Genomic DNA, 25,964 nt, shown 5'->3' with positions numbered 1-25,964 from the left:
CGGCCCGCTCCCTCCCCTGCGTGCAGGGGAGGGTTGGGGAGGGGTGAACACTTGCCTCGAGGCAAGGTTCCACCCCCTCCCGACCTCCCCCTGCAAGCCATGCAAGCCAAGGGGAGGAGTCATGCCGCGCCATTGGCAGACTTTGAACCGGCTCTCAGGGCCGCGCCCCACCAAGGATCACGATGAAATCGCTAAGCTGGCTCGCACTCCTCCCGCTGATCGGAACGCTGGCAATGCCTGCCGCCGTCCACGCCAACGAGAAGCCGCTGGCGGCCAAGGTGCTGGTCTACGCCCACCGCGGCGCCAGCGCGCTGCGGCCGGAGCACACGCTGGCCGCCTACGCCAAGGCGATCGAGGACGGCGCCGACTTCGTCGAGCCGGACCTGGTGTCGACCAGGGACGGCGTGCTGGTGGCGCGCCACGAGAACGAGATCGGCGGCACCACCGACGTGGCCGCGCACCCGGAGTTCGCCGCGCGCAAGACCACCAAGACCATCGACGGCAAGGCCGTCACCGGTTGGTTCACCGAGGACTTCACCCTCGCGGAACTGAAAACCCTGCGCGCCCGCGAGCGCCTGCCGCAGCTGCGCGGCACGCGCTACGACGGCCAGTTCCAGCTGCTCACGCTGGAGGAGATCATCGACTTCGTGGCGGCCGAGTCGGCGGCGCGCGGGCGGGTGATCGGCCTCATCCCCGAGATCAAGCACGGCACCTACTTCCAGCAGCACGGCCTGGCGATGGAGGACAAGCTGCTCGCCACGCTGGCCGCGCACGCCTATACGCGCACGGCGCCGGTGGAGATCCAGTCGTTCGAGGTCGCCAACTTGAAGTACCTGCGCGGCAGGCTCGGCCAGGACCACGCCAACATTCGCCTGCTGCAACTGCTCGATGACGCCGACCAGCAGCCGGGCGACGTGATCGCCGCCGGCGGCATGCTGCGCTACGCCGACATGATGACCCCGGCCGGCCTGCGCGCCATCGCCGCCTACGCCGACGCCATCGGCCCGAACCTGCGCGAGGTGATCCCGCTCGCCGCCGACGGCACGCTGGCCGCGCCGGCGCCGCTGGTGCACGACGCGCATGCGGCGCGGCTCGAGGTGCATCCCTACACCTTCCGCCCCGAGAACTACTTCCAGGCGAAGAACTTCTGGCGCGGCGGCGACGCCAAGACCTTCAACGCACAAGGCTCGGTGGCCGAGATGCACGCCTACCTCGACGCTGGCATCGATGCCTTCTTCACCGACGATCCGGCGCTGGGGCGCCGGGCGCTGGAGAGCCATCGCTGATCGCCTCGCCGCCGCGCTGCCCAGCCGCGCCGGACGGGCGCGGGGCGGCGCGGCCCGCACCCGCGGGGCACGCCTGCCGCCGCTAAGCCTTCGCCAGCCAGGAGCCGTTCCATGCGTCACGCGACCCGCTACCTCGCCGCCGCGCTGCGCTCGCTCGCCGGCGCGGCGCCCGTCACCGCCGCGCCGGTGCTGCTGATCTCCATCGACGGTCCGGACGGCGTGGTAGCGGTGGTGTCCGACCACGGCTTCGCGCCGGTGGAGCAGGACGTGAACCTCTATGCGCCGTTCCTCGCGGCCGGGCTGATCACACTCAAGGACGGCGCGGTGGCCGACTGGCAGGCGATGCCGTGGAACGATGGCGGCAGCGCCGCCGTCGTGCTGCGCCGGCCGGACGACTGGGTGCTGCGGGCCAGGGTCGGCGCGCTGCTGGCGGGGCTGGCGAAGGACCCGGCCTTCGGCATCGCGCGCGTGCTCGACGCCGCGCAGCTCGAAGCCAAGGGCGGCACCGCGCGGGCGAGCTGGTTCGTGCTGTTCTAAGGACGGCTACGAGATGGCCGCCAAGCCCGACGCGCCACGGCCCGCACGCCGCGGCAGCCGCGGCATGCATGGCTACGACCCCGCGCAGCCGGCGATGCAGTCCACCTTTCTGATCGCCGGGCCGGGCGTGCCGGCGGGGCGCGATCTCGGCCTCGTCGACATGCGCGACATCGCGCCGACCCTGGCGCAGCTGCTCGGCGTTTCGTTGCCGCAGGCGCAGGGCCACGCGCTCTGCGCGCTGGCGCCGCGCGAGGCGGCCGGCGCGTTGGGCGGGCATTGAGGTTGGGGGCCTTGCGTCAACCTCGTTGTCTCGGGTTGAAGCCCTTCTCCACTCGGGAGCCGGTGCCGGCAGGCGGATGAGGGTGCGGCCGGAGCACAGCCCCTCGCTCCGCCCGAACCCTCACCCCAAGCCCCTCTCCCGACGGGAGCGGGGTTTCACGTCGCTGCATCGACAGCCTTTGCCACATGCGCAGGCCATCGCTGAGATTCAGCCCCAATCAGGCCGGCGGGAGAGGAGCTTCACGTCGCTGCATCGGCGTCGGCGCCGCGTACTTACCAGGGCAGCGTCTGCCCAAGATGGCTGAAGCTGCCGGTGGGGCCGTCCGCGCCGATCAGCGCCAGCTCCACGCTGCTGCGCGCGCCTTCCTCCAGGGTCAGGTCGCCCTGCGCGTTCATGTCGGTCTTCACGCTGCCCGGATGTACCGCATTGACCTTGATCGGCGTGTCGCGCAGTTCATGGGCCAGGTGCACCGTCCATGCGTTCACCGCGCTCTTGGACACGTCGTAGGCCGGCAGCTTGTACTCGTAGATCGGCGACTGCGGATCGAGGTGGGCGGCGTTGGAGCCGAGGATGCTGGACAGGTTGACGATGCGCCCGGCCGCGGACTTGCGCAGCAGCGGCAGGAAGGCCTGGGTGGTCTCCACCAGCCCGAACAGGTTGGTGTCGAAGGTCTTGCGCCAGGTCGCGATGGACTGCTCGGAGGGCTTGAGCGCGAAGTCGTCGAGCAGGATGCCGGCATTGTTGACCAGGATGTCCAGCCGGCCGTGCCGGCGTTCGACCTCCTGCGCGGCGGCCTCGATGCTGGCCGAATCGCCGACGTCGATATCGAGCGCCTCGGCCGCCACGCCGGCCTGCTTCAACTCGGCCACCGCCTGCTCGGCCTTGGCGGCGTCGCGTGCGCCGACGATCACGTGCACGCCCTGCTTGCCGAGCTGGCGCGCGGTCTCCAGGCCGATGCCCTTGTTGGCGCCGGTGATCAGCGCGATTTTCGCCTTCGTGGTGCTCATGGTCTTCACATCCTGGCTGGGGTGGGGGAGCGAGCGGATCGTGATGTTACTTGTCAGTCACATTTTGACCATAGTGACCGAGTGGTAACCTGTCAACGTCAGCCGTGGAAACCCCTGATGCCATGAAGCCCGCCACCCGCACGCCGGCGCGACCCTCGCGCATCCGCCAGCGCATCCTCGACGCCGCGCGGGAGCTGTTCTATCGCCAGGGCATGCGCGGGGTCTGCGTGGACGCGATCGTCGAGGCGGCCGGCACCAACAAGATGAGCTTCTACCGCCACTTCGAATCCAAGGACGCGCTGCTGGCCGAATGCCTGGGCAGCTTCCACGCGGACTATGACGCCTGGTGGAAGGCCACCGTCGGGCCCCATGCGGGCGATGCACGGGCGCAGATCGAGGCGCTGTTCGCCTCGCACGCGCGCCGGCTCGGCGCCGCCGGCAGCGCGGGCTGCGTGTTCGGCAACGCCGCCGTCGAGTTGCGCGAGGAGCTGCCCGAGGCGCGCACGCTGATCGTCGCGCAGAAGGCGAGCCTGCGCCGGCGCCTGCGCGCCCTGGCGCGCGAGGCGGGCGCAGGCGATCCGGCCATGCTCGGCGATGCGCTGCTGCTGCTGCTGGAGGGCGCCTCGTTCACGCGCATGAGCGTGGCCGACCCGGGGCCGCTCAAGCACCTGCCGCAGGCGCTGGGCCTGCTGCTGGACGCCGCGCTGCCGCCGCGCTGAGGGCTGTCCGGGTGCGATCTGCTTCCGCTCCCTGCGAACGGGGCGAGGGGCCATGACGCATCCACGGCAAGATGGGAAGCCTTTGAGGACGTGCCGCGCAAGGGACACCGGCGGGCGCTGACACGCGCGCGTCAACGTTCTTTCACACTCGGCGGCCATGCTGGCGCGCATGGTCGCTGGCGCGGCCTGGACGTCTCCCGATCTCCAACCATGCCGCGGCCGCACGGCGTCGTCGTGTTCCGCGCGAAGGACACGCATGCACGCTCGCCGCTTTCCGACCCGCCGCACCGGCCTCGCGCTGGCCCTCCTGTTCGCCCTGCACGGCGCCGCCGTCGCCGCATCCGCCGACGAGACGGCTCCCGCCGTCGCGCCCGCCGCCGCCGACAAGGCCAAGACCCGCACGCTCGATCAGGTGTCGGTGGTGGCGCAGGGCGCCACTCGCCAGGTGCAGCACATCAGCAGCCAGGACATCCAGGCCGCCGCGCCCGGCACCAGCGGCCTCAAGGTGCTGGACGAACTGCCCGGCGTGCAGTTCCAGTCCGCCGACCCGTGGGGCAGCTACGAGTGGAGCACGCAGATCACCCTGCACGGCTTCGACCAGAGCCGCCTGGGCTTCACCCTGGACGGCATCCCGCTCGGCAACATGAGCTACGGCGTCACCAACGGCCTGCAGGTGACCCGCGCGATCACCTCGGAGAACCTGAGCCAGGTAGAGCTGGCGCAGGGCGCCGGCGCGCTGGGCACCGCCTCCAACACCAACCTCGGCGGCACCGTGCGCTTCTACTCGGCCGATCCGGACGCCCGGGCCGGCGTGCGCATCAGCCAGGTGCTGGGCTCGGACTCCACCCGCCGCACCTTCGTGCGCGCCGACAGCGGCCGGCATGGCGGCTTTTCCATGTACGTCTCCTTTGCCCACGCCGACACCGACAAGTGGAAGGGCTACGGCGACCAGAAGTCCAACCAGGCCAACCTGAAGGCGCTCTACCAGTGGGGCGACGGCAATCAGGTCAGCCTGTTCGCCGACAGTTCCAAGCGCAAGGAATACGACTACATGGACCTGTCCCTGGCCAGCCAGAAGGCGCTGGGCTGGCACTGGGACTACCTGCAGCCGGACTGGAACACCGCCGCACAGATGGCCCGCGCCTACCAGGGCAGCGGCCAGTACGGCGGCGTGGCCAACGGCTACCCGGCCTCGCTCGCCCGGCTGCCCGCCGACTACGACTTGCTCGACGCCAGCTACTACGCCGGCGGCGGCATCCGCCGCGACGACCTCGCCGGCCTGAGCGGCGTGTTCAACCTGGGCGGCGCCACGCTCAACCTCGGCAGCTACTACCACGGCGACCGCGGCGAAGGGCAGTGGGCCACGCCCTACGTACCGTCCTCGGCCACGGTGCCCATCGCCATGCGCACCACCGACTACGGCCTGGATCGCTACGGCGGCACCGGCTCGCTGCAGTTCAGCGTGGGCAACCACGACATCGAAGTGGGTGGCTGGGCGGAGGAGGCCAACACCAACCAGGAGCGCAACTACTTCCCGCTCGGCGGCCCGTACACCGCGCTGTACAACTTCTACAACGACCAGACGCCGTTCCTGCGCGGCTTCCTGCAGCGCTACAAGACCACCACGCGGATGGCCTACGCGCAGGACACGCTGCACCTGCTGGACGACCGCCTCACCCTCGACTTCGGCGCCAAGGCGCTCGGCATCAGGGTCAAGGCCGATTCGCTGGTGCCCACCAGCGCCTTCGCCCAGGGCAGCATGAAGGCCAGCAAGGGTTTCCTGCCGCAGGCGGGCATCGACTACCGCCTCGACGAGCGGCAGGAGGTGTATGCCTCCTACAGCAAGAACATCGCCGCCTACGGCTTCACCCCGTTCGCCACCTCGCAGGCGGCGTTCGACGCGGCCCGGCACCAGCTCAAGCCGGAGCAGTCGCAGACCTACCAGCTCGGCTACCGCGTGCGCGGCGAGACCTTCGAGGCCTCGGTGGACGGCTACGTCACGCGCTTCGCCAACCGCCTGCTGGTGGTCTCCCCGTGCAGCGCGGTGCAGACCTGCGCCTCCGTGCTCAGCAACGTCGGCAGCGTGAAGAGCAAGGGCGTGGACCTCGTGCTGATCTGGCGCCCGCTGCGCGGCCTGCGCTGGCTCAACTCGCTCTCCTACACCGATACCAAGTACCAGGACGACTACAGCAACAACGGTGTGGTGGCGACGGCCGGCAAGTACGTGGTGGGCATCCCCAGGACGATGTTCGCCAGCAATGCGAGCTACACGCTGGGCCACTGGACCGCCAACCTCGAAGGCAAGTACACCGGCCGCCGCTACATCACCTACACCAACGACTCCTCGGTGCCCGCGTACTGGCTCTTCAACGCGGGCCTCACCTATGACGCCGGCGCGGTGTCGGTGTTCCAGGACCTCAGCATCGGCCTCAACGTCACCAATCTCACCGGCAAGCACTACTTCGCCAGCACCGGCACCAACGGCTACGTGGCCTCCGACCCCGACGGCTACAACCAGACGCTGATGGCGGGGGCGCCGCGGCAGTACTTCGTCAACCTCAATGCGAAGTTCTGAGCGGGCATCGCACGAGCCGGCTCCCGGGCAGCAGGGCAAGGCGGCACCGCCGATCGAGCCGTCACGGTGAATCGGCGCGCCCATGGCTTGCATTGCTTATGCCCAATTTGGGCATTAACATGCCCGAAATGGGTATGAGCCGCGCCCGCTCCAGCTCTGCACGCCCCGGGGACCGTACCCGCACGGCCGGCCTGGCCGATGCCTTGTTCACGCAGACCCAGCAGCGCGTGCTGGGCCTGCTGTTCGGGCAGGCGCAGCGCGACTTCGGCGTGTCCGAGCTGATCGCCGCCACCGGGGCCGGCTCCGGCGCCGTGCAGCGCGAACTGGCCACGCTGGCCGGCAGCGGCCTGCTCGCCGTGCAGCGGGTCGGCAACCAGAAACGTTACCGCGCCAATCCGCAGTCGCCGATCTACGACGAGCTGGTGGCGATCGTGCAGAAGACCGTCGGCCTGGCCGTTCCCTTGCGCGAAGCCTTGCAGCCCTTGGCCGACCAGATCCTCGTCGCCTTCGTCTACGGTTCGGTGGCCAAGCGCAGCGATACGGCGCACAGCGACATCGACCTGATGGTGATCTCCGATACGCTGGGCTGCGCCGACCTGATGCGCGCGCTGGACGGCGCGGAAGCGCGCCTGGGCCGCCCGGTCAACCCCACGCTCTACTCGCGTGCCGAATACGACCAGCGGCTGAAGGACGAGAACGCCTTCCTGGTGCGGGTGATGCAGCAGGCCAAGATCTGGGTGATCGGAGGACAGGATGACCTCGCCGCTTGAAAACCTCGCCGGCCCCGGCAAGGCGCTGTCGGCCGAGCCGCCGGATGCGCGCGAACTGGAAGGCCTGAAGCGCTCGGGCCTGGCCCGCCTCAAGGACGCCAAGAACGTATCGCTTTCGCTCGAGAGCCGCTTCGACCTGGCCTACAACGCGGCCCATGCCCTGAGCCTGGCGGCCCTACGCGGCAAGGGCTATCGCGCGGGCCATCGCTACATCGTGTTCCAGGTGCTGCCCCACACGCTCGGGCTTGGGCCGGAGGTGTGGCGCGTGCTGGACAAGTGCCACCACCAGCGCAACGTGGCCGAGTACGAAGGCCAGCTCGATGTCAGCGAGCGGCTGGTGACGGACCTGATCGACGCCTGCGCCGATGATGCCGATGCTCATGATCGTGCTCCTTCAGGAAGTGAGTGGTGGGGCGTGGGCGCGGGTCAGGCGGTGAAGCCGCCGTCCGCCACCAGGTCGGCGCCGGTCACGAAGGAAGCCTCCGGGCTGGCGAGGTAGGCCACCACGCTGGCCACTTCCTCCGCCTTGCCGTAGCGGCCGATGGCCATGCCGGGGCCGACGATCTTGGAGACGGGGCCGCCGTCGGGGTTCATGTCGGTGTCGGTGGGGCCGGGGTGCACGGTGTTGACGGTGATGCCGCGGGGCCCCAGGTCGCGCACCAGGCTGCGGTTGAAGCCGGCCACCGCGCCCTTGGTGAGGGTGTAGAGCGAGGCGCCGGGGAAGGCGGCGTAGCGCGTCATGGAGCTGCCGATGTGCACGATGCGCCCGCCCGCCTGCATGTGGCGCGCGGCCTCCTGGGTGGCCACGAACACGCCGGTGACGTTCACCGCGATCATCCGCTGGTAGTCCTCGAAGGTGATCTCGCCAATCGGGCCGCCCAGCGCGATGCCGGCGTTGTTGACCAGGATGTCGAGGCCGCCGAAGGCCTCCACCGTCCGGGCGACGGCGGCGCGCACCGCCGCCGGGTCGCCGGCGTCGGCCTGGATGGCGAGCGCGCGGCCGCCGGCGGCCTCGATGGCGGCGACCACCTCTTGAGCCCTGGCGGGCGAGGCGCTGTAGGTGAAGGCGACGGCGGCGCCGTCGGCGGCCAGGCGCCTGGCGACGGCCGCGCCGATGGAGCGGGAGCCGCCGGTGACGAGGGCAGTCTTGCCGGCGAGCGGGAGGGAGGCGGTATGGGATATGGGAGTAGCTCCGGAGGGTGATGGGTGGCTTGCGGCGTGGATTTTTCGCCTTCCGATAGCCGATGATTAGTCGGCAATGGCTGGAATCACTTGTGACTGATCGTTGAAGGCGGCCGCGTGGAAACCCTCGCCAACCTCGAATCCTTCGTGCGCAGCGCGGAAAGCGGCGGCTTCTCGTCCGCCGCGCGGCAACTTGGGCTCACGCCCTCGGCGGTGAGCCGCAACGTGGCGATGCTGGAGCGCAACCTCGGCGTGCGGCTGTTCCACCGCAGCACCCGCCAGCTCACCCTGACCGAGGCGGGCGAGCGGTTCCTGCAGGCGATCCGGCCGCACCTCGACCCGTTGCAGGGCGCCATCGCCGACGCCGCTGCCGACGGCGGCGAGCCGGCGGGCGTGCTCAAGGTCAGCCTGGCGCCCACCTTCGGCGTCGATTACCTGCTGCCGATGCTGCCCGCCTTCCTCGCGCAGTACCCGCGCATCCGCGTGGACTGGCAGTTCGAGAACCGCCAGGTGGACCTGGTCGCGGAGGGTTTCGACGCGGCCATCGGCGGTGGCATCGAGCTGGCGCCGGGCGTCGTCTCGCGCACGCTCGCGCCGGTGCACGTGATCGCCGTGGCCGCGCCGGCCACCATGCAGGGCCGCGTGCCGCCGGCCGACCCGGCGGGGCTGCTCGACTTCGACGGCATCGCGATGCGCTCGGCCCGCACCGGGCGCATCCGCCACTGGACGATGCGCAACGCGGCGGGCGAGGAGCACGCCGCCACCACGCGCGAGACACTGGTGTTCAACGACCCGGAGGCGATGTGCCGGGCCGCGCTGCTGGGGCTCGGCGTGGCGCTGATCGCCATGCCGCACGCGCTGCCCCACCTGGAAAGCGGCGCGCTCGTGCGGCTTTGCCCCAGGTGGTACGCCGACGCTGGCCCGCTCTCGATCTACTACGCCACCCGCACCCTGCTGCCGGCGAAGACGCGCGTCTTCGTCGACCACGTGGCGGCATGCTTCCGGCGCGAGCGACTGGCCGAGCGCTTCGCGGGGAGCATCGGCTGACGCGGCGCCGCGGCGTGCTGCGCCGCCGCTTTCGAGCGCCGCGCGGCGGCCACATAGTGCGGCCATGGACACCGCCGAACGCATCATGGCCTGGGCCATCCCCGGCTTCTTCGTGCTGATCGCCGTCGAATGGCTGCTCGCGCGCCGGCGCGGGCGCAAGGCGTACCGGCTGGACGATGCGATCAACAGCTTGAGCCTGGGCATGCTCTCGCAGATCGCCGGCGTGTTCGCCAAGGTGCTCAACATCGGCATCTATGCCGGTGCGTCGCGCACTTCGCGCTGTTCCATCTGCCGGCGGACAGCGTGTGGACGTGGGCGAACGCGCGCTACCTCGACAAGAACTACGGCGGCATCCTGATCCTGTGGGACCGCCTGTTCGGCACCTTCGTCGAGGAAGACGACGCCGGCCCGCCGGGGTACGGCACCCGCGCGCCGCTGCGCAGCTGGAACCCGCTGTGGGCGAACCTGGAGGTGTACTGGGCCAGGGACATGCGGCATGCGCGCCGCTGGCGCGACAAGCTGCTGGTGTGGCTGAAGCCGCCGGGCCGGCGGACGTGGCCGCGCGGTTTCCCAAGCCGCCGTTCGACCTGCACCGAGAGGCGTTCGAACCGCCGCTGTCGCGCGGCATGGCGGCCTACTGCCTGCTGCAGTTCGCGCTGCTGCTGGCGCTGGGCATGGGCTTCCTCGCGTTGGCCGCCACCGCTTCGCTGCCGCGGCTGCTGGGCTGCGCGGCCTATCTCGCCTTCGCGCTGTGGGCGCTGGGCGCCCTGCTGGAAGGGCGCCGCTGGGCGGCCTGGCCGGAGAGTGTGCGCCTGCTGGCGGGGGTGCTGGCCCTGCTGGCGGTTGCCGCCATGGACGACGGACGTCTGGACGTCCGTATCGCGGTGCCGCTGGCAGTGGCGATGGCGGCCGCCGCGCCGCTCCCGTGGTGGCTGCGCATCCGCGATGCCCGTTCGCCGCCAAGGCGCCTCGCCGCGGGCTGAGCGGGCGGCTCGCCGCGGCCGCGCGAACCGCCGTGCCGCTGGGCGGGGCCGCCGCGCGCCGCGCTACGCCGGCATGCGACAAACTGCCGCGTCCTGCCGTAAGCCTTTACGCCATCCCGTTTGGACGTCCAGACGCTAGTCTCGCCGGTGCCGTCGCGCGTGGCGCGCCCGTCGAACCGTTGCGCCAGGCCGTTTCCCGGCCGGCCCGCCGCTGCCGTGGGCGCACCGCCGCCCCGGCGGCGGGCCGAAAAAAAGCGCTTGACACTGGACTTGCCTCCAGACCCTAGGATGGGTCCCAAGGCATCGGCAACCACACGAGGGTGGGCACATGTCGCGAACGAACACCGCACGCATCACGATCGGCGTCCTGGCCAAGGAGACCGACGTGGCCATCGACACCATCCGCTTCTACGAGCGCGAAGGGCTGCTGCCGCCGCCGGTGCGCAGCGCCTCGGGCTACCGCCAGTACGACCGGCAGGCGGTGGAGCAGGTGCGCTTCATCCGCCGCGCCAAGTATTTCGGCTTCACCCTCGAGGAAATCCGCGACCTGCTCAGCCTTTCTTGCGACCACGACGCCGGCGTGGCAGGCGTCAACCAGCGCGCCCGCGAGCGGCTGGCGGAGCTGGACGAGCGCATCGCCCAGCTCACCGAGATCCGCAACGGCCTGGCGCGGCTGGTCGAGGCCTGCCCCGGCGAGGGCTCGCCCGATGGCTGCCCGATCATCCAGTCCATGCAGCGCGGTGACGTGCCCGTGGTCGAGTTCCAGAACCTGGAAGCCAGGAGCCCCCGGCCCGCCCAGACGGCCGAAGCCTCCTGCTGCCAAAGCGACAAAAGGAAAGCGTCCCCATGAGTCAGGCGACCGCCACCGTTGCCACTTTCCCCGTGCGCGGCATGAGCTGCGCGGCGTGCGCCACCACCATCGAGAAGGTGCTGAACAAGCTGCCCTCGGTGAAGGCGCAGGTGAACTTCGCCAGCGAGCGGGTGCACCTGGAGTACGACCAGCGCCAGGTGGAGCCGGCCAGGTTGGTGGAGAGCATCGGCAAGGCGGGCTTCTCGGTGCCCACCGAGGTGGCGATGCTGGACGTGGCCGGCATGAGCTGCGCGGCCTGTGCCGCCGGCATCGAGTCGGGCCTCAACAAGCTGCCGGGCGTGAACGCGGCGGTGAACTTCGCCTCGGCCAAGGCGCGCGTGGAGTACAACCCAGCGCTGATCGACGTGGCCGGGCTGATCGCGCGCATCCGCAAGGGCGGCTTCGACGCCAGTGAGCAGCGCGACCTCGACGGCGCCGAGCTGGCCGCGCGCGAGGCCAGGGAACTCAAGGCCTGGCGCAAACAGCTCCTGATGTTCGCCGCGGCGGTGGCGCTCACGCTGCCGCTGCTGGCGCAGATGGTCGCCATGTTCGGCCACGGCCTGTCGATGCCCGGCCACGCCATGGCGGACATGCTGCCGCGCTGGGTGCAGTGGCTGCTGGCCACGCCGGTGCAGTTCTGGATCGGCGCGCGCTTCTACCAGGCGGCGTTCAAGTCGCTGCGCGCGGGCACCGCCAACATGGACGTGCTGGTGGTGCTGGGCACCAGCATGGCCTACCTCTACAGCACCGTGCTCACGCTGTTCGCCCTGCCGGGGCACGTCTATTTCGAGGCCAGCGCGGCGATCATCATGCTGATCCTGTGCGGCCGCATGCTGGAGGCGCGCGCCAAGCGCAAGACGTCCTCCGCCATCCGCGCCCTGCTCACGCTGCGCCCGCGCACCGCCAAGGTGGAGCGCGGCGGCGAGCTGGTGGAGGTGGATGCGGGCACCCTGATGGTGGGCGACGTGTTCGTGGTGGCCGCCGGCGAGAGCATGCCGGTGGACGGCGAGGTGTTGAGCGGCCGCTCCAGCGTGGACGAGGCGATGCTCTCGGGCGAGAGCATGCCGGTGAAGAAGGAGCCGGGCAGCAAGGTCTACGCCGCCACGGTGAACCAGAACGGCCTGCTGCGCGCGCGCGCCACCGGCGTGGGCGCCGACACGCTGCTGGCGCAGATCATCCGCCTGGTGGACGAGGCGCAGGGTTCCAAGGCGCCGATCCAGCACCTGGTGGACAAGATCGCCGCGGTGTTCGTGCCGGTGGTGGTGGGCATCGCGCTGATCACCCTGCTCGCCACCTGGGCGCTCACGCACGAATTCGCCACCGCGCTGGTGCACGCCGTGGCGGTGCTGGTGATCGCCTGCCCGTGCTCGCTGGGCCTGGCCACGCCCACGGCGATCATGGTGGGCACCGGCATGGGCGCCAAGGCCGGCATCCTGATCCGCAACGCCGAGGTGCTGGAGCGCGCCCGTGCGCTGCGCGCGCTGATCGTGGACAAGACCGGCACGCTGACCCGCGGCCGCCCCGAGCTTACCGACGTGCTGCCCGCGCCGGGCGTGGCGCGCGCGGACCTGCTGGCCCTGGCGGTGACGCTGGAGAGCGGCTCCGAGCACCCGCTGGCCCGCGCCGTCACCGAGCACGGCAAGGCCGAGGGCATCGCGCCGCGGCCGATGGCGCACATGGACACCGTGCCGGGCAAGGGCCTTCAGGCCGAGGTCGAGGGCCGCCGCGTGCAGCTCGGCGCGCCGGGCTGGTTCGCCGGCGACCCGGCCGCCGAGCCCGCGCCGCTGGCCGCGCTGCGCGCCCAGGCCGAGGCCTTGCAGGGCCAGGGCAAGACGGTGGTGGGCGTGGCGGTGGACGGCGTCGCCATCGGCTACCTCGGCATCGCCGACCGGTTGCGCGACAGTTCGCCCGCCGCGGTCCAGCGCCTCAAGCAGCTCGGCCTCGACGTGGTGATGCTCACCGGCGACAACCGCCACACCGCCGCCGCCATCGCCGCGCAGGCCGGCATCGGCGCCTTCCGCGCCGAGGTGCTGCCGCAGGACAAGGCGGAGGAGGTCAGGCGCCTGCAGGCCGGCCACCGGGGCAAGGGCCAGGTGGGCATGGTCGGCGATGGCATCAACGATGCGCCGGCGCTGGCCGCCGCGGACGTCAGCTTCGCCATCGGCGCGGGCTCGGACGTGGCGGTGGAGGCGGCCGACATCGTGCTGGTGAAGGGCGACTTGAACGGCGTGGCCGCGGCCATCGACCTCTCCGCCGCCACCCTGCGCAAGATCCGCCAGAACCTGTTCTTCGCCTTCCTCTACAACGTGCTCGGCATCCCGCTGGCGGCCTTCGGCCTGCTCAACCCGGTGATCGCGGGCGCGGCGATGGCGATGAGCTCCATCTCGGTGGTGAGCAACTCGCTGCTGCTCAACCGCTGGCGCGCCCGGGCCTGAGTGCGTGCCCGAACACCTGCCATCGAGGCCCGCGGCCCCTCCCCCTGCAGGCAGGGGAGGGGGCAGGCAGCGGGTTTTGAACACCTCGGGAGCCGGCGCCAACACCCCGCCCCCGTTTCCCCATCCATCCACTCACCCCAGGAGGACAACACCATGAGCCAGATCGAACTGAAGGTCGACGGCATGAAGTGCGGCGGCTGCTCGGGCCGCCTGAAGCGCCTGCTCGACGGCACCGACGGCGTGAACAACACCGACATCGTGCTGGAGACCAAGCAGGTGAGCGTGAGCTACGAGGACGGCGCGATCAACGAATCGGCGATCAAGACCCTCATCGAGGACGCCGGCTTCACCGTGCTGGCCGCCTGACCGGAATGGCGATGGGCCATATGCATATGACCCATCGCCATTGGACCCTGGACATGGGGCCGCCCCGCACACTGCGCAGCATGCCGAATGCCGGCGGGTGGGCCATCTGCAAGACGGGTGAAGCGCGCCAGGGGGCGTCGGCCACCCTCGGCACCGACCGGCCCGCCGCGGCGGGCCAGGGGAGCCGTAGCGCATCAGGGTCGAGGCTCCGGGCGCGCGCCGCCCGGACGCCCTCGACATGCATATCCATGCCAACCGTCGCCTCCTCGCGGAGCCGCAACGGGAGTCATGACCGAGTGTCCGCCCGCCGGACATGCCAGACACCCGGCCACCCGCTGTCCGCAGCGATGGAGTCCCGATGAACGCCAGCACCGACAAGCCGACACCCAAGACCACGCCGCGCGCGGCCTGGCGCCTGCTGAGCGGCTACTGGCGCTCGGACGACAAGTGGATGGCGTGGGGGCTCTTGCTGCTGGTGCCGGCGCTGAACGGCGTCATGGTCTACCAGAGCCTGCTGCAGAACCGCATCAACGGGGTGATGTTCGACGCCCTCGGCGCGCGCCATGCCGGCGTGTTCTGGCGGCAGATCGCGCTGGAGGCGGCGATCATGGCGGCCTGGGTGGTCACCTACACCGTGAACCAGTGGATCATCCAGCGGCTGCAGATGCGCTGGCGCACCTGGATGAACGCGCATTTCCTGGGCCGCTGGCTGGACAAGAAAACCTATTACCGCCTGGACCGCAGCGGCGCGATCGACAACCCCGACCAGCGCCTGTCCGAGGACATGCTGATCCTCACCGGCGACAAGGGGCTCAAGAACGCCTTCGATTTCCTGCACCAGATGGGCATCGTCGTGGTCTTCACCGGCGTGCTGTGGAACCTCTCGCGCACCATCCAGTACCAGTTGGGCGGCCATACGGTGGCCATGCCCGGCCTGGTGGTGTTCGTGTTCCTGTTGTTCTGCCTGGCCAGCACCGGCCTGGTCGAATGGCTGGGGCGGCCGCTGCTGCGCGCGCGCTACCACCAGCAGGCGCGCGAGGGCGACTACCGCTTCGCGCTGGTGCGCGTGCGCGAGAACAGCGAGCCGATCGCGCTGTATGCCGGCGAGCGCGCCGAGCAGCGCCGGCTCGACGGCGCCTTCGCCGCGATCCGCCAGAACTGGCGCCACGTCGTGCGCAGCACCTTCGGCGTCAACCTCTCCAGCTGGGGCAGCAGCCAGGCCGCGCAGGTGGTGCCGTGGCTGCTCGGCGCGGGCGCCTATTTCGCCGGCACGCTGTCGCTGGGCGGGGTGACCCGGCTGTTCCAGACCTGCAACCAGATGCGCATCGGCCTGCTGTGGTTCATCCAGAACTATCCGGACCTGGCCGACGTGCGCGCGGCGCTGTCGCGCCTGGTCGAGTTCGACCGCCTGCTGGACGAGCCGGAGAATCCGCGCGACATCGTGGTGGCCGACAGCCAGGACGAGGTGCTGCGCACCTACGACCTCGCGCTGCATTGCCCGGACGGCCGCGTGCTGAGCGAGCCGGCCTCGATGGACATCAAGGCCGGTTCCACCTCCGTCATCGTCGGGCCCTCCGGCTGCGGCAAGAGCACCTTCCTGCTGTCGCTGGCCGGGCTGTGGCAGCACGGCAGCGGGCGCATCGAGATGCCGTCCGGGCGCCGCAGCATGTTCATCCCGCAGCGGCCCTACGTGCCCATCGGCACGCTCAAGGATGCACTGTGCTACCCCGGCATGGCCGACGAATTCGGCGACGAGGCCTGCGCCGAGGCGCTGCAGACCTGCCGGCTGGGCCACTACGCCGCACTGCTGGGCGAGACGGCGCACTGGAGCAAGCGCCTCTCGCCCGGCGAGCAGCAGCGCCTGGCCTTCGCGCGCGTGCTGCTGCAGCGGCCGGACACGCTGTTCCTGGACGAATCCACCTCGGCGCTCGACAGCGCCAACGAGGCCTGGCTCTACCAGCAGGTGCGCGAGCGGCTGCCCGCCTGCACCGTGATCAGCGTGGCGCACCGCGAGTCGGTGATCGCGCTGCACCAGCGCAAGCTGTCGTTTTCGCCGCCGCGGACGGGCGAGGTCCTGGGCGGCGGCTGTACGACGCCCGCGGCCGTCGCCGTGGGCTCTTGAGGCAAGGCCGGGCCTGGCCCGGGGATCGCCGGCGGAGGGACGCCTCCATGCCGGCCAAAGGAGAAGGCCGCCGATGCCGTGGGGGGCGCGGCTGCGGCGGCGACAAGAGGAACGCATGGGTGCCGCTTCGCATGGCGCAGCGGCCGGGGAGTCGCTGCGTGCCTTTTTCCGGCGCGGAGCACGTCTGATTCGTTTGATCGAGAGGGTTGGAGGGGACCGTATGAAGAAGCGTTTGTTCGTGGCCATCGGCCTGGCCTTGCAGTGGGGAGGGATGGCGGCCGTGCATGCCGCCGCGGTACCGGCGCAGGACGCCGCGCCGCCATCGGACGGGCAGGGTTCGTGCGCCGATCCGCTGAAGAAGGCAGCGCAGCAGAAGACCTGCGCGGCGATGGCCGAGCACGCCGACAAGCTCGACGTGGTGGCCGTCACCGGCAGCCTGCTGCCGGCCTCGCAGAGCGAGGGCGCCTCGCCCACGCTCACGCTCGATGCGGCGCAGATCAAGCAGAACGGCTTCGCCACCGTGGCCGAGGCGCTGCGCGCCACGCCGTTCGCCACCGGCGGCGTGCGCGACGGCTCGCCGATCGGCTCGGGCAATACCCAGAACGCCAAGGTCGTGAGCCTGTTCGGCCTCTCGCCCAGCTTCACCAAGGTGCTGATCAACGGCCACCCGGTGGCCAACTACCCGCTCACCTACAACACCGGCGGCGGCGGCAACATCACCGACCTGGCCAACATCCCGATGGCGATGGTGGACCACATCGACATCCTGCCCGGCAACCAGTCGGCCATCTACGGCTCCGACGCCATCGCCGGCGTGGTCAACATCGTGCTCAAGAAGGACGTGAAGGGCATCGACCTCAACGTGCGCGTGGGCAACTACACCCAGGGCGGCGGCTTCAACCGCCAGGCGCAGCTGGTGGGCGGCTTCAGCAACCGGGACACCCGCGTGGTCTACGCCCTGCAGTGGCGCAAGAGCAACCCGGTGTACGGCACCGACCGCCGCCTGACCAAGTACTACCCCTACGACGACGACGCCTACGCGCAGGACAGCCACGACAACTACATCCGCCCGGCCGACGGCTGCCGCGCGATGGGAGGGCTGTTCGGCGGCAGCGTGGCCGACGCCGGCGACTGGTGCGCCTCGCCCTACGCCGGCTCCTACACCAGCACCTTCGTGCCGGCCAGCAAGTCGGTGTCGGGCTACCTCTCGGTCAGCCACGACTTCACCCCCCATCTCACCGCCTACGCCGACGCGGACTACACCGTGGCGCGCAACGGCTCCAACGCCGGCACCACGTATTTCTACGACACCGTGACCAGCCCCGCGGGCGAGGACTACTTCGTCTCGCGCGAGTTCGCGCCGGAGGAGACGGGCGGGCGGCAGGCCAACTTCGTCAACAACAGCTCGAACCAGTACGACCTCACCGCGGGCCTGCGCGGCGGCATCGGCGAGAGCAAGTGGAACTACGACCTGTACTACGTGCTGTCCGAGTACCGGCTGAGCCAGTCCGCCTACCTGCCGGTGATGGGCAAGATGGAGGCGTACCTCAACGGCCTCTACGGCGGCAACATCCAGAACGTGTTCGTGCCGCTCACGCCGGACCAGTACGCCGCCTTCGCCGACTACCGCACCCGCCGCGCCCTCACCTGGACGCAGTCGGTGTACGGCAAGCTCACCAATACCGAGCTGTTCCAGCTGCCCGGCGGCGCGGCCGGCCTCGCGGTGCTGGCCGAGGGCGGCAAGGAATCCTGGCGCGACCAGCCCGAGCCCGACTACGTCAATGGCCTGTTCCAGTACGGCTCGCAGCAGCCGAGCCTGGGCAAGCGCAACCACGGCGCGCTGACGGCGGAGCTGGACCTGCCGCTGTGGCCGATGCTCACCGCCACCTTCGCCGGCCGCTACGACCGCTTCAGCTATTCCGGCGTGCAAAGCTCCAAGCCGACCTGGAAGGCGGGCCTGCAATTCCGCCCGTTCGACAGCCTCTTGATCCGCGGCAGCTACTCCACCGCCTTCCGCGCGCCGGACCTGGCCTACCTCTACACCGGCACCACCGTGGGCCGGCAGAACACCTACGACCTGTACCGGTGCGACCAGCTCGGCGTGTCGCGCACCAGCTCGCGCTGCCGCTACGTGATGGGCTCCACCGTCACCGGCAACCTCGGCTTGAAGCCCACCACGGCCAAGTCGTGGACGGTGGGCGCGGTGTGGTCGCCCAGCGACGCCTTCAGCCTGCACGCGGACTACCTGCGCATCGGCATCCAGGACGAGATCCGCGCCATCACCGTGCCCACCATCCTGGCCGACGAGGCGAGCTGCCGCGCGGGCGGCACCGCCGCGGTGCTACCGGGTTGCGGCGACGCCATCGCGCGCGTGCAGCGCGACCCGGCCACCGGTCGCATCGCGATGATCACCGGCGGCTACTTCAACGTGGCGCAGGAGACGCTGGCCACCATCACCGCCGGCGCGGACTACCGCCTGCGCACGGAGCACCTCGGCCAGTTCCAGTTCTCGCTCAACTGGAACGACATGCTCCGCCACAAGGTGCAGTCGGCCAGCAACCAGCCGATGATCGACGTGCTGCACAACCCGACGGGGCAGGTGAGCCAGTTCAAGAGCATCGTCAACGCCAGCGCCAACTGGACCGTGGGTCCGGTGTCCACCACGCTGTTCGCGGTGCGCTACGGCCGCACGCCCAACCTCGCGCTGGCCGCCTTCGGCTACGGCATCTCCGACGCCAACCGCCGCGTCTACGGCGACCCGGGCCACACCGGCGCGTGGACGGTGTTCAACGCCAGCGTGAGCTACCAGCTGCCCCGGCAGATGTCGCTGGGCCTGTACGTCAACAACCTGTTCGACCGCGACCCGCCGCACAAGGGCTGGGTGTCCTACCCGCGCTACAACTCGCAGGTCTACAACGCACTGGGCCGCGCGGTGAGCCTGGAATTCAACAAGCACTTCGACTGAAAGCAAGCCGCGGGCGCCGCCGGCGGCGCCCGCGCACGGGAACGGTTGCGATGAACCAAGCCATGATCCAGGCCGGGCAACAGCTGCTCGGCGCCGGCGGCCTCGATGTCCGCGACCTCGACGGCGTGTTCGCACGCTTGATGGGGCCCGCCATCGACGCCGCCGACCTCTACTTCCAGCACGAGCGCCACGAGGCGTGGTCGCTGGAGGACGGCCTCGTCAAGAGCGGCCGCCACGCGCTGCGCAAGGGCGTGGGCGTGCGCGCCATGAGCGGCGAGAAGACCGGCTTCGCCTACGCCGAATCCATCGACCTGCCGGCGCTGATGGAGGCGGCCGGGGCGGCGCGCGGCATCGCGCGCGACGGCGGCCAGGGCGCCGGCCGCGCGCTGGCGGTGGCCGGCGCGCACGCGCTGTACCCGGCGCTCGACCCGGTGGACAGCCTGCCCGACGCCGACAAAATCGCCCTGCTGCGCGAGCTGGACGCCTACGCCCGCGCGCAGGACCCGCGCGTGAAGCAGGTGATGGTGTCGCTCTCGGCCAACGCCGACACCGTGCTGGTGGCCGCCTCCGACGGCACCCTCGCCGCCGACGTGCGCCCGCTGGTGCGCCTCAACGTGCGCGTGATCGCCGAGCAGCACGGGCGCCGCGAGGAAGGCACGGCCGGCGGCGGCGGCCGCTACGGCTTGAACGCCCTGCGCTGCGGCGGCCGCGCCCAGGCCTGGGCGCGCGAGGCGGTGCGCCGCGCGCTGGTCAACCTCGACGCGGTGGACGCCCCGGCCGGCAGCATGCCGGTGGTGGTCGGCCCCGGCTGGCCCGGCGTGCTGCTGCACGAGGCGGTGGGCCACGGGCTGGAGGGCGACTACGCGCGCAAGGGCACCTCGGTGTTCGCCGGCCGCCTCGGCGAGCGCGTGGCCGCGCCCGGCGTCACCATCGTGGACGACGGCATGCTGGAGGGCCGCCGCGGCTCGCTCGGCGTGGACGACGAGGGCACGGCGAGTGCCTGCACCGTGCTGATCGAGGACGGCATCCTGAAGGGCTACATGCAGGACCGCATGAACGCGCGCCTGATGGGCACGGCGCCCACCGGCAACGGCCGGCGCGAATCCTTCTCGCAGCTGCCGATGCCGCGCATGACCAACACCTACATGTGGCCCGGCGAGCGCGACCCGGAGGAGATCATCCGCTCGGTGAAGAAGGGCCTCTACGCGGTGAACTTCGCCGGCGGCCAGGTGGACATCGTCACCGGCAAGTTCGTGTTCTGTGCCAACGAGGCCTACCTGATCGAGGACGGCCGCATCACCGCGCCGGTGAAGGGCGCCACCCTGGTCGGCGCCGGCTCGGAGGTGCTCTCGCGGGTGTCGATGATCGGCAACGACCTCGCCCTGGACGAGGGCATCGCCATGTGCGGCAAGCAGGGCCAGAGCGTGCCGGTGGGCGTGGGCCAGCCCACGCTCAAGATCGACGGCATGACGGTGGGAGGGACCGCGGCATGAACAGCGTGATGCATGCGGCGGCGCGGCCGCCGGCGCCGGCCGACGACGCGGCCGCCCTGGCGCAGCTGTGCCGGGAGGCGGTGGCGCAGTGTCGCGCCGCCGGCGCCAATGAGGCCTCGGCGTCCTCGCACCTGCGCCGCAGCCTGGCCGTGGGCGTGCGCCACGGCGAGGTGGAAACCCTCACCCGCCGGCTCGACCGCCAGCTGGTGGTGCGCGCCCAGGTCGGCCGCAGCCTCGGCGTGGCGAGCACCGCCGACTTCGACCCCGGGTCGGTGCGCCAGACCGTGGCCAAGGCCTGCGCCATCGCCAGGCTGGCCGAGCCGGACGTGTTCAACGGCCTGCCCGATCCCACCCTGTACCCCACCGAGGCGCCCGAGCTCGACCTCTGGCACCCGTGGGCGCTGGAGGTGGACGAGGCGGTGGAACTGGCCCGCGGCATCGAGGCCGCCGGGCGCGAGGAGGAAGGCATCACCAACTCGGACGGCGCCGAGGTGGAGAGCGGCAGCGTGCTGCGCGGCTACGCCAACAGCCACGGCTTCGTCGGCCGCCGGCGCGAGAGCTGGCACGAGCTGTCCTGCTCCCTGCTCGCCGGCCACGGCGAGGGCATGCAGCGCGGCAGCTGGTACGACATCGCCCGCGCGCCGGGCGACCTGGAGTTGCCCGGGCGCATCGGCCGCCTGGCCGCCGAGCGCGCGCTGGCGCGGCTGGGCGCGCGCGGCCTGGGCACGCGGCAGTGCCCGGTGCTGTTCGTGCCGGAGCTGGCGCGCGGCCTGCTCGGCCACTTCGTCGCGGCGGTGGAGGGCAAGGCGCTCTACAACGGCGCCACGCTGTATGCGGACCACCTCGGCAAGCGCCTGTTTCCCGCCTTCGTGCGCCTGGTGGAGCACCCGCACCTCGCGCGCGGCATGGCGTCCGCCGTCTTCGACGAGGAGGGCGTGGCCACCCAGGGCTCGCTGCTGGTGGACGGCGGCGTGCTGCAACGCTACGTGCTGGACAGCTACGCCGCCCGCAAGCTCGGCCTGCGCAGCACCGGCAACGCCGGCGGCGTGCGCAACCTGCTGCTGGAACCGGGCATGCACGGTTTCCAGGCGTTGCTGCGCGAGATGGGCACGGGTCTGGTGGTGACGCAGCTGATGGGGCAGGGCGTGTCGCCGGTTTCCGGCAACTACTCGCGCGGCGCCAGCGGCTTCTGGGTCGAGGGCGGCGAGATCGCCTACCCGGTGGAAGGCATCACCATCGCCTCCAACCTGCGCGAGATGTTCCTCGGCATCGCGGCGGTGGGCAACGACGTGGATCGGCGCGGCGCCATCGCCTCGGGTTCGATCCTGGTCGAGCGGATGACGGTGGCGGGGACTTGAGTGTCGTTCTTGCCTGCTTTCCGGGGCATGGCGAGAACGGGATGCGATGTGCTGCGCGGACTGCTCCCTCTCCCCCGAGGGTTGGGGCGAGGGGGCACGCTGGCGATGGCGCGGCTTCGGGCGAGCTTTCCCGCGAGCACCCGCCCCTCACCTCGGTCCTCTCCCCAGAGGGAGAGGAAGCAGAGCAAGGCGCCACGTTTCGCCCTGCGCCGAAGGCGGCGCAGGGCAACCAGGCCGGTCCGCGCATCGCAGCATGGCGTGCCGGCCGGCGTTCGCTATGATCCTGGGCTTTGCCATGGGGAAAGGCCGATGGGCTTCTTGAGCAAGCTGACGCGCCACAAGTCGGTCGAGCAATTGCAGGCGGAGGCCGGCGGCGCGCGCGACTTCCGCCGCGTGCTGGGGGTGTGGCAGCTCACCGCCATCGGCATCGGCGCGATCATCGGCGTGGGCGTGTTCGTGCTCGCCGGCCAGCAGGCGGCGGTGAACGCGGGGCCGGCGGTGGTGCTGTCCTTCCTGGTCGCGGGCCTGGGCAGCGCGTGCGCGGCGCTGGCCTATGCGGAATTCTCCGGCATGATCCCGGTCACCGGCAGCGCCTACACCTACGGCTACGCGGTGCTGGGCGAACTGTTCGCGTGGATCATCGGCTGGGATCTCCTGATCGAGTACGCGCTGGTCTCGGCGGTGGTGGCGATCGGCTGGTCCGGCTACGTGCAGGCGCTGCTGGAGCAGCTGTTCCATGTCCAGCTGCCGGCATGGGCGCAGGGCGCCTACGACCCGGCGCACCCGGGCAGCGGCAAGGTGTTCAACGTGGTCGCCGCGGCCATCGCGCTGCTGATCGCGGTGCTGCTCACGCTGCGCACCGAATGGGGCGCGCGCTTCAACACGCTGATCGTGGCGATCAAGGTGATCGGCGTGGCGCTGGTGATCGGCGTGGGCGCGTTCTACGTCAACACCGCCAACTGGCACCCCTTCATTCCCGCCGCCGTCGCCGATGCCGGCGGCAGCCACTTCGGCTGGGGCGGCGTGCTCACCGCCTCCAGCATCGTGTTCTTCGCCGTGTTCGGCTACGACACGCTGACCACCGCGGCGGAGGAGGCCCGCCACCCGCAGCGCGACCTGCCGCGCGCGGTGTTGCTGTCGCTGGCGGTGTCGATGGCGCTCTACGTGCTGATCTCGCTGGTGCTGACCGGCATGGTGCCGTACGCGCAGCTGGACAGCCCCGCGCCGGTGGACGCCGCCTTCAAGGCGCTGGGGCTGGACTGGGTGCGCGGGGTGATCTCGCTCGCGGCCATCACCGGCATCACCAGTGTGCTGTTCGCCTTCATGCTGGGCGCGGCGCGCATCTGGTTCGCGCTGGCGCGCGACGGCCTGCTGCCGAAGTGGTTCGCCCAGGTGCACCCCAAGTACGGCACGCCGGCGCGTCCTACCCTGATCCTCGGCGTGTTCACCGCGGCGGTGGCCGGCTTCCTGCCGATCGGGCAGGTGGCCGAGCTGGTCAACATCGGCACGCTGGCCGCCTTCATCATCATCTGCGGCTCGGTGCTGCTGCTGCGTATCCGCCGCCCCGAGCTGCCGCGCAGCTTCCGCACCCCGGCGCTGTGGCTGGTGGCGCCGGCGGGCATGCTGTTCTCGCTGTTCCTCATCATCGGCTGGCCGTGGTTCGCGGACGGCCGCCCGACGATGCTCGGCGGCCTGCCGTGGATCACCATCGAGCGCTTCCTGGTGTGGATGGCGCTGGGGCTGGTGGTGTACTTCGGCTACGGCATCCGGCACAGCAAGCTGGAGGCGTCGCGCCGGTCGTAGCGCGGCGGCTTCCTCTTCCGGCGGGGGCGGCCGGGGGTGGCTTGCGCGCCGGCCGGAACAGTGAGCCGGGCCGCCTTTCCCGCAAGCACGTCTTGCGCCATGACCTCTGGCAGGGGGTGGTGGCGCGGTGGCGGCCTACCATCGGGCCAACGCGCCGTCCGCCTTGCGGGCGGCGCACGTGTTTTCGCGGCCGTGCCTTGCGCAGGGCCGCCCGTTTGCCTGGAGACCCGCCCGTGACGCTTCCTTCCCTGCGCGCCAGCCTGCTCGCCCTGTCGGTGGGCGCAACCCTGTCCCTCTCCGCCGCCGCCTCCGCCGAGAAGGCGCCGCCGGTCGATCAGCCCTATCCGGGCACGCTGGCGGTGAAGGTGGACCTCACCGACGCGCCCAAGCGCGTGTTCCGCGTGCAGGAGAGCATCCCGGTCGTCGCCGGCCCGCTCACGCTGTACTACCCCGAGTGGATCCCGGGCGAGCATTCGCCCTCCGGCCCGATCGCCAACGTGTCGGGCCTGATCATCCGCGCCAACGGCAAGCAGCTGCCGTGGCGGCGCGACCTGCGCGACATGTTCGCGCTGCATGTGGACGTGCCCGCGGGCGTGAGCCGGCTCGATCTCTCTTTCCAGTTCCTCTCGCCCGGCGACGGCGGCATGTTCGGTGCCAGCGCCTCCTCCACGCCGCAACTGGTGGACGTGGAGTTCAACCAGGTGGCCTTCTACCCGGCCGGGCACTACACGCGGCAGATCCAGATCCAGCCCAGCGTGACCCTGCCGGCCGGCTGGAAGTACGCCAGCGCGCTGGAGGCGACGGGCAGCGAAGGCGCCACCACCACCTTCAAACCGCTCGGCTTCGACCATTTCGTGGATTCGCCGCTGATCGCCGGCAGCCACTTCAACCGCGTGGATTTGAACCCCGGCGGCAAGGTGCTGGTGCACCTGGACGTGATCGCCGACGAGGCCGACCAGGTCAAGCTGACCGACGCCCAGCTCAAGCAGCACCAGGCGCTGATCGCGCAGACGGAGAAGCTGTTCGGCACGCACCACTACGACCACTACGATTTCCTGCTCACGCTCTCCGACCACACCGGCCACTTCGGCCTGGAGCACCACCAGTCAAGCGACGACCGCCTGCCGGCCAACTTCCTCACCGACAAGCCCTCCTACGCGCTGCTGGCCAGCCTGATGCCGCACGAGTACGTGCACTCGTGGAACGGCAAGTTCCGCCGCCCGGCCAAGCTGTGGGCGCCGGACTTCAACACGGTGGAGGAAGACGACCTGCTGTGGGTGTACGAGGGCCTCACCGACTACTGGAGCGGCGTGCTGTCGGCCCGCTCGGGCCTGTGGAGCACGGCGCAGTGGCGCGACTCGCTGGCCGGCATCGCCGGCAGCATGAGCCATCGCACCGGCCGCGCCTGGCGCCCGCTGCAGGACACCGCGGATGCCGCCCCGCTCACCTACTACGGCGGCGGCGGCTGGGCCAACTGGCGCCGCGGCACCGACTTCTACCCCGAGGGCCAGCTGCTGTGGCTGGACGTGGACACGCAGATCCGCGCGCTCTCCGGCGGCAAGCGCTCGCTGGACGATTTCGCCCGCGCCTTCTTCGGCGTCGACCCCGGCAGCTACGTCACCCGCACCTACACCTTCGAGGACGTGATCGCCGGCCTCGATCAGGTGCAGCCCTACGACTGGCAGGGCTTCCTGCGCCAGCGCCTGGACTACACCGGCCCGGAGCTGCCCGAGCACGGCATCGAGCGCGGCGGCTGGAAGCTGGTCTACACCGACCAGCAGACCGACTTCGACAAGGGCATGGAGTCGCTCACCCACAGCGTGAACCTGGCCTTCTCGCTGGGCCTGTCGGTGGCGCAGGACGGCCGCGTGCGCGACGTGCAGTGGGACGGCCCGGCCTTCCGCGCCGGCCTGGTGCCCGGGCTCAAGCTGGTGGCCGTGAACGGCAAGGACTACTCGCCCGACGCGCTCAAGAACGCGGTGAAGGCGGCCAAGGGCACGCAGGCGCCGATCGAGCTCCTGGTGAAGAACGTGGACGAGTACAGCACCGTCAAGGTCGACTACCACGAGGGCCTCAAGTACGCGCACCTGGAGCGCGCCAAGGGCAAGGACCTGATCGGCGAGATCGCGGCCCCGCGCAAGTAACGCCGCCGGTTCCGCATGCGACGACGGCCGCCCTGGGGCGGC

Annotated in this window: 20 protein-coding genes and 1 pseudogene; 19 read left to right on the top strand and 2 right to left on the bottom strand. The window is 70.9% G+C overall.

Annotated features, from left to right (window positions below):
- Positions 1-233 precede the first annotated feature (233 nt).
- From ACH65_RS00815 to ACH65_RS18410, 3 genes are all read left to right on the top strand, one after another.
- The gene (locus tag ACH65_RS00815; RefSeq protein ID WP_049620657.1) at positions 234-1,286 is read left to right on the top strand and encodes a glycerophosphodiester phosphodiesterase; all 1,053 of its coding nucleotides are present in this window, start codon (positions 234-236) and stop codon (positions 1,284-1,286) included.
- A gap of 111 nt (positions 1,287-1,397) precedes the next feature.
- Entirely contained in the window at positions 1,398-1,823 is a 426-nt protein-coding gene (locus tag ACH65_RS18415; RefSeq protein WP_053096103.1) for a hypothetical protein, read from the top strand.
- Positions 1,824-1,836: 13 nt separating this feature from the next.
- Positions 1,837-2,103, top strand: a complete 267-nt coding sequence (locus ACH65_RS18410; protein WP_053096101.1) for a hypothetical protein — start codon at positions 1,837-1,839, stop codon at positions 2,101-2,103.
- Between the two features lie 272 nt (positions 2,104-2,375).
- On the opposite strand, the gene ACH65_RS00805 is transcribed toward ACH65_RS18410, so the two are convergent.
- Positions 2,376-3,110, bottom strand: a complete 735-nt coding sequence (locus ACH65_RS00805) for an SDR family oxidoreductase (RefSeq protein WP_049620656.1) — start codon at positions 3,108-3,110, stop codon at positions 2,376-2,378.
- Positions 3,111-3,232: 122 nt separating this feature from the next.
- On the opposite strand from ACH65_RS00805, the gene ACH65_RS00800 reads away from it, so the two are divergent.
- From ACH65_RS00800 to ACH65_RS00785, 4 genes are all read left to right on the top strand, one after another.
- Positions 3,233-3,829 (top strand): TetR/AcrR family transcriptional regulator, encoded by a 597-nt coding sequence (locus ACH65_RS00800; RefSeq protein WP_049620655.1) that lies wholly within the window; start codon positions 3,233-3,235, stop codon positions 3,827-3,829.
- Between the two features lie 256 nt (positions 3,830-4,085).
- A complete protein-coding gene (locus ACH65_RS00795) occupies positions 4,086-6,404 on the top strand; it encodes a TonB-dependent receptor (protein ID WP_053096099.1) in 2,319 nt (772 codons plus the stop codon).
- Positions 6,405-6,538: 134 nt separating this feature from the next.
- Positions 6,539-7,174 (top strand): transcriptional regulator, encoded by a 636-nt coding sequence (locus tag ACH65_RS00790; RefSeq protein WP_049620654.1) that lies wholly within the window; start codon positions 6,539-6,541, stop codon positions 7,172-7,174.
- Complete coding sequence (locus ACH65_RS00785; RefSeq protein ID WP_237561402.1) at positions 7,158-7,673, top strand: hypothetical protein; 516 nt, start codon at positions 7,158-7,160, stop codon at positions 7,671-7,673. The genes ACH65_RS00790 and ACH65_RS00785 overlap by 17 nt, the downstream gene beginning before the upstream one ends.
- Here ACH65_RS00785 and ACH65_RS00780 read toward each other — a convergent pair.
- On the bottom strand, positions 7,601-8,356 hold the full coding sequence (locus tag ACH65_RS00780; protein ID WP_049620653.1) for a 3-oxoacyl-ACP reductase family protein: 756 nt from the start codon (positions 8,354-8,356) through the stop codon (positions 7,601-7,603). The two genes, ACH65_RS00785 and ACH65_RS00780, sit on opposite strands and share 73 nt — an antisense overlap.
- Positions 8,357-8,473: 117 nt before the next feature.
- Between ACH65_RS00780 and ACH65_RS00775 the strand changes: the two genes are divergently transcribed.
- The 12 genes and pseudogenes from ACH65_RS00775 (at position 8,474) to ACH65_RS00720 (ending at position 25,922) form a co-directional block, all read left to right on the top strand.
- Entirely contained in the window at positions 8,474-9,403 is a 930-nt protein-coding gene (locus ACH65_RS00775; RefSeq protein WP_049620652.1) for a LysR family transcriptional regulator, read from the top strand.
- A gap of 64 nt (positions 9,404-9,467) precedes the next feature.
- Complete coding sequence (locus ACH65_RS21060; RefSeq protein WP_049620651.1) at positions 9,468-9,761, top strand: hypothetical protein; 294 nt, start codon at positions 9,468-9,470, stop codon at positions 9,759-9,761.
- A gap of 169 nt (positions 9,762-9,930) precedes the next feature.
- Positions 9,931-10,386: a hypothetical protein gene (locus ACH65_RS21055; protein WP_336884792.1), complete on the top strand. Its 456-nt coding sequence runs from the start codon at positions 9,931-9,933 to the stop codon at positions 10,384-10,386.
- Positions 10,387-10,714: 328 nt separating this feature from the next.
- A pseudogene (locus ACH65_RS00760) lies at positions 10,715-11,131 on the top strand (heavy metal-responsive transcriptional regulator); the annotation flags it as partial.
- A 101-nt stretch (positions 11,132-11,232) separates the two neighbouring features.
- On the top strand, positions 11,233-13,671 hold the full coding sequence (locus ACH65_RS00755) for a heavy metal translocating P-type ATPase (RefSeq protein WP_049620649.1): 2,439 nt from the start codon (positions 11,233-11,235) through the stop codon (positions 13,669-13,671).
- Between the two features lie 153 nt (positions 13,672-13,824).
- Complete coding sequence (locus tag ACH65_RS00750; RefSeq protein WP_049620648.1) at positions 13,825-14,037, top strand: heavy-metal-associated domain-containing protein; 213 nt, start codon at positions 13,825-13,827, stop codon at positions 14,035-14,037.
- A 358-nt stretch (positions 14,038-14,395) separates the two neighbouring features.
- The gene (locus ACH65_RS00745) at positions 14,396-16,159 is read left to right on the top strand and encodes an ABC transporter ATP-binding protein/permease (RefSeq protein WP_049620647.1); all 1,764 of its coding nucleotides are present in this window, start codon (positions 14,396-14,398) and stop codon (positions 16,157-16,159) included.
- A gap of 220 nt (positions 16,160-16,379) precedes the next feature.
- Entirely contained in the window at positions 16,380-19,124 is a 2,745-nt protein-coding gene (locus tag ACH65_RS00740; RefSeq protein ID WP_049620646.1) for a TonB-dependent receptor plug domain-containing protein, read from the top strand.
- A gap of 50 nt (positions 19,125-19,174) precedes the next feature.
- Positions 19,175-20,617 carry a metalloprotease TldD gene (tldD, locus tag ACH65_RS00735; RefSeq protein WP_049620645.1) on the top strand — a complete coding sequence of 481 codons (1,443 nt, stop codon included), beginning with the start codon at positions 19,175-19,177 and terminating at the stop codon, positions 20,615-20,617.
- Between the two features lie 8 nt (positions 20,618-20,625).
- Positions 20,626-21,975, top strand: coding sequence for a metallopeptidase TldD-related protein (locus ACH65_RS00730; protein WP_049620725.1), 1,350 nt, complete (start codon positions 20,626-20,628; stop codon positions 21,973-21,975).
- Positions 21,976-22,284: 309 nt separating this feature from the next.
- A complete protein-coding gene (locus tag ACH65_RS00725; RefSeq protein ID WP_049620644.1) occupies positions 22,285-23,778 on the top strand; it encodes an amino acid permease in 1,494 nt (497 codons plus the stop codon).
- Between the two features lie 233 nt (positions 23,779-24,011).
- Positions 24,012-25,922: a M61 family metallopeptidase gene (locus ACH65_RS00720; RefSeq protein WP_049620643.1), complete on the top strand. Its 1,911-nt coding sequence runs from the start codon at positions 24,012-24,014 to the stop codon at positions 25,920-25,922.
- Positions 25,923-25,964: the final 42 nt, after the last annotated feature.

Source organism: Frateuria defendens (assembly GCF_001182895.1).
Classification (GTDB): domain Bacteria; phylum Pseudomonadota; class Gammaproteobacteria; order Xanthomonadales; family Rhodanobacteraceae; genus Frateuria_B; species Frateuria_B defendens.
This window is presented reverse-complemented; position numbering and strand designations above follow the sequence as displayed.

Bases quoted from the DNA above. Each gene is read 5' to 3' on its own strand.
- ACH65_RS00815 (WP_049620657.1), top strand. From the start codon at position 234: ATGCCTGCCGCCGTCCACGCCAACGAGAAGCCGCTGGCGGCCAAGGTG.
- ACH65_RS18415 (WP_053096103.1), top strand. From the start codon at position 1,398: ATGCGTCACGCGACCCGCTACCTCGCCGCCGCGCTGCGCTCGCTCGCC.
- ACH65_RS18410 (WP_053096101.1), top strand. From the start codon at position 1,837: ATGGCCGCCAAGCCCGACGCGCCACGGCCCGCACGCCGCGGCAGCCGC.
- ACH65_RS00805 (WP_049620656.1), bottom strand. From the start codon at position 3,110: ATGAGCACCACGAAGGCGAAAATCGCGCTGATCACCGGCGCCAACAAG.
- ACH65_RS00800 (WP_049620655.1), top strand. From the start codon at position 3,233: ATGAAGCCCGCCACCCGCACGCCGGCGCGACCCTCGCGCATCCGCCAG.
- ACH65_RS00795 (WP_053096099.1), top strand. From the start codon at position 4,086: ATGCACGCTCGCCGCTTTCCGACCCGCCGCACCGGCCTCGCGCTGGCC.
- ACH65_RS00790 (WP_049620654.1), top strand. From the start codon at position 6,539: ATGAGCCGCGCCCGCTCCAGCTCTGCACGCCCCGGGGACCGTACCCGC.
- ACH65_RS00785 (WP_237561402.1), top strand. From the start codon at position 7,158: ATGACCTCGCCGCTTGAAAACCTCGCCGGCCCCGGCAAGGCGCTGTCG.
- ACH65_RS21060 (WP_049620651.1), top strand. From the start codon at position 9,468: ATGGACACCGCCGAACGCATCATGGCCTGGGCCATCCCCGGCTTCTTC.
- ACH65_RS00755 (WP_049620649.1), top strand. From the start codon at position 11,233: ATGAGTCAGGCGACCGCCACCGTTGCCACTTTCCCCGTGCGCGGCATG.
- ACH65_RS00750 (WP_049620648.1), top strand. From the start codon at position 13,825: ATGAGCCAGATCGAACTGAAGGTCGACGGCATGAAGTGCGGCGGCTGC.
- ACH65_RS00745 (WP_049620647.1), top strand. From the start codon at position 14,396: ATGAACGCCAGCACCGACAAGCCGACACCCAAGACCACGCCGCGCGCG.
- ACH65_RS00740 (WP_049620646.1), top strand. From the start codon at position 16,380: ATGAAGAAGCGTTTGTTCGTGGCCATCGGCCTGGCCTTGCAGTGGGGA.
- tldD (WP_049620645.1), top strand. From the start codon at position 19,175: ATGAACCAAGCCATGATCCAGGCCGGGCAACAGCTGCTCGGCGCCGGC.
- ACH65_RS00730 (WP_049620725.1), top strand. From the start codon at position 20,626: ATGCATGCGGCGGCGCGGCCGCCGGCGCCGGCCGACGACGCGGCCGCC.
- ACH65_RS00725 (WP_049620644.1), top strand. From the start codon at position 22,285: ATGGGCTTCTTGAGCAAGCTGACGCGCCACAAGTCGGTCGAGCAATTG.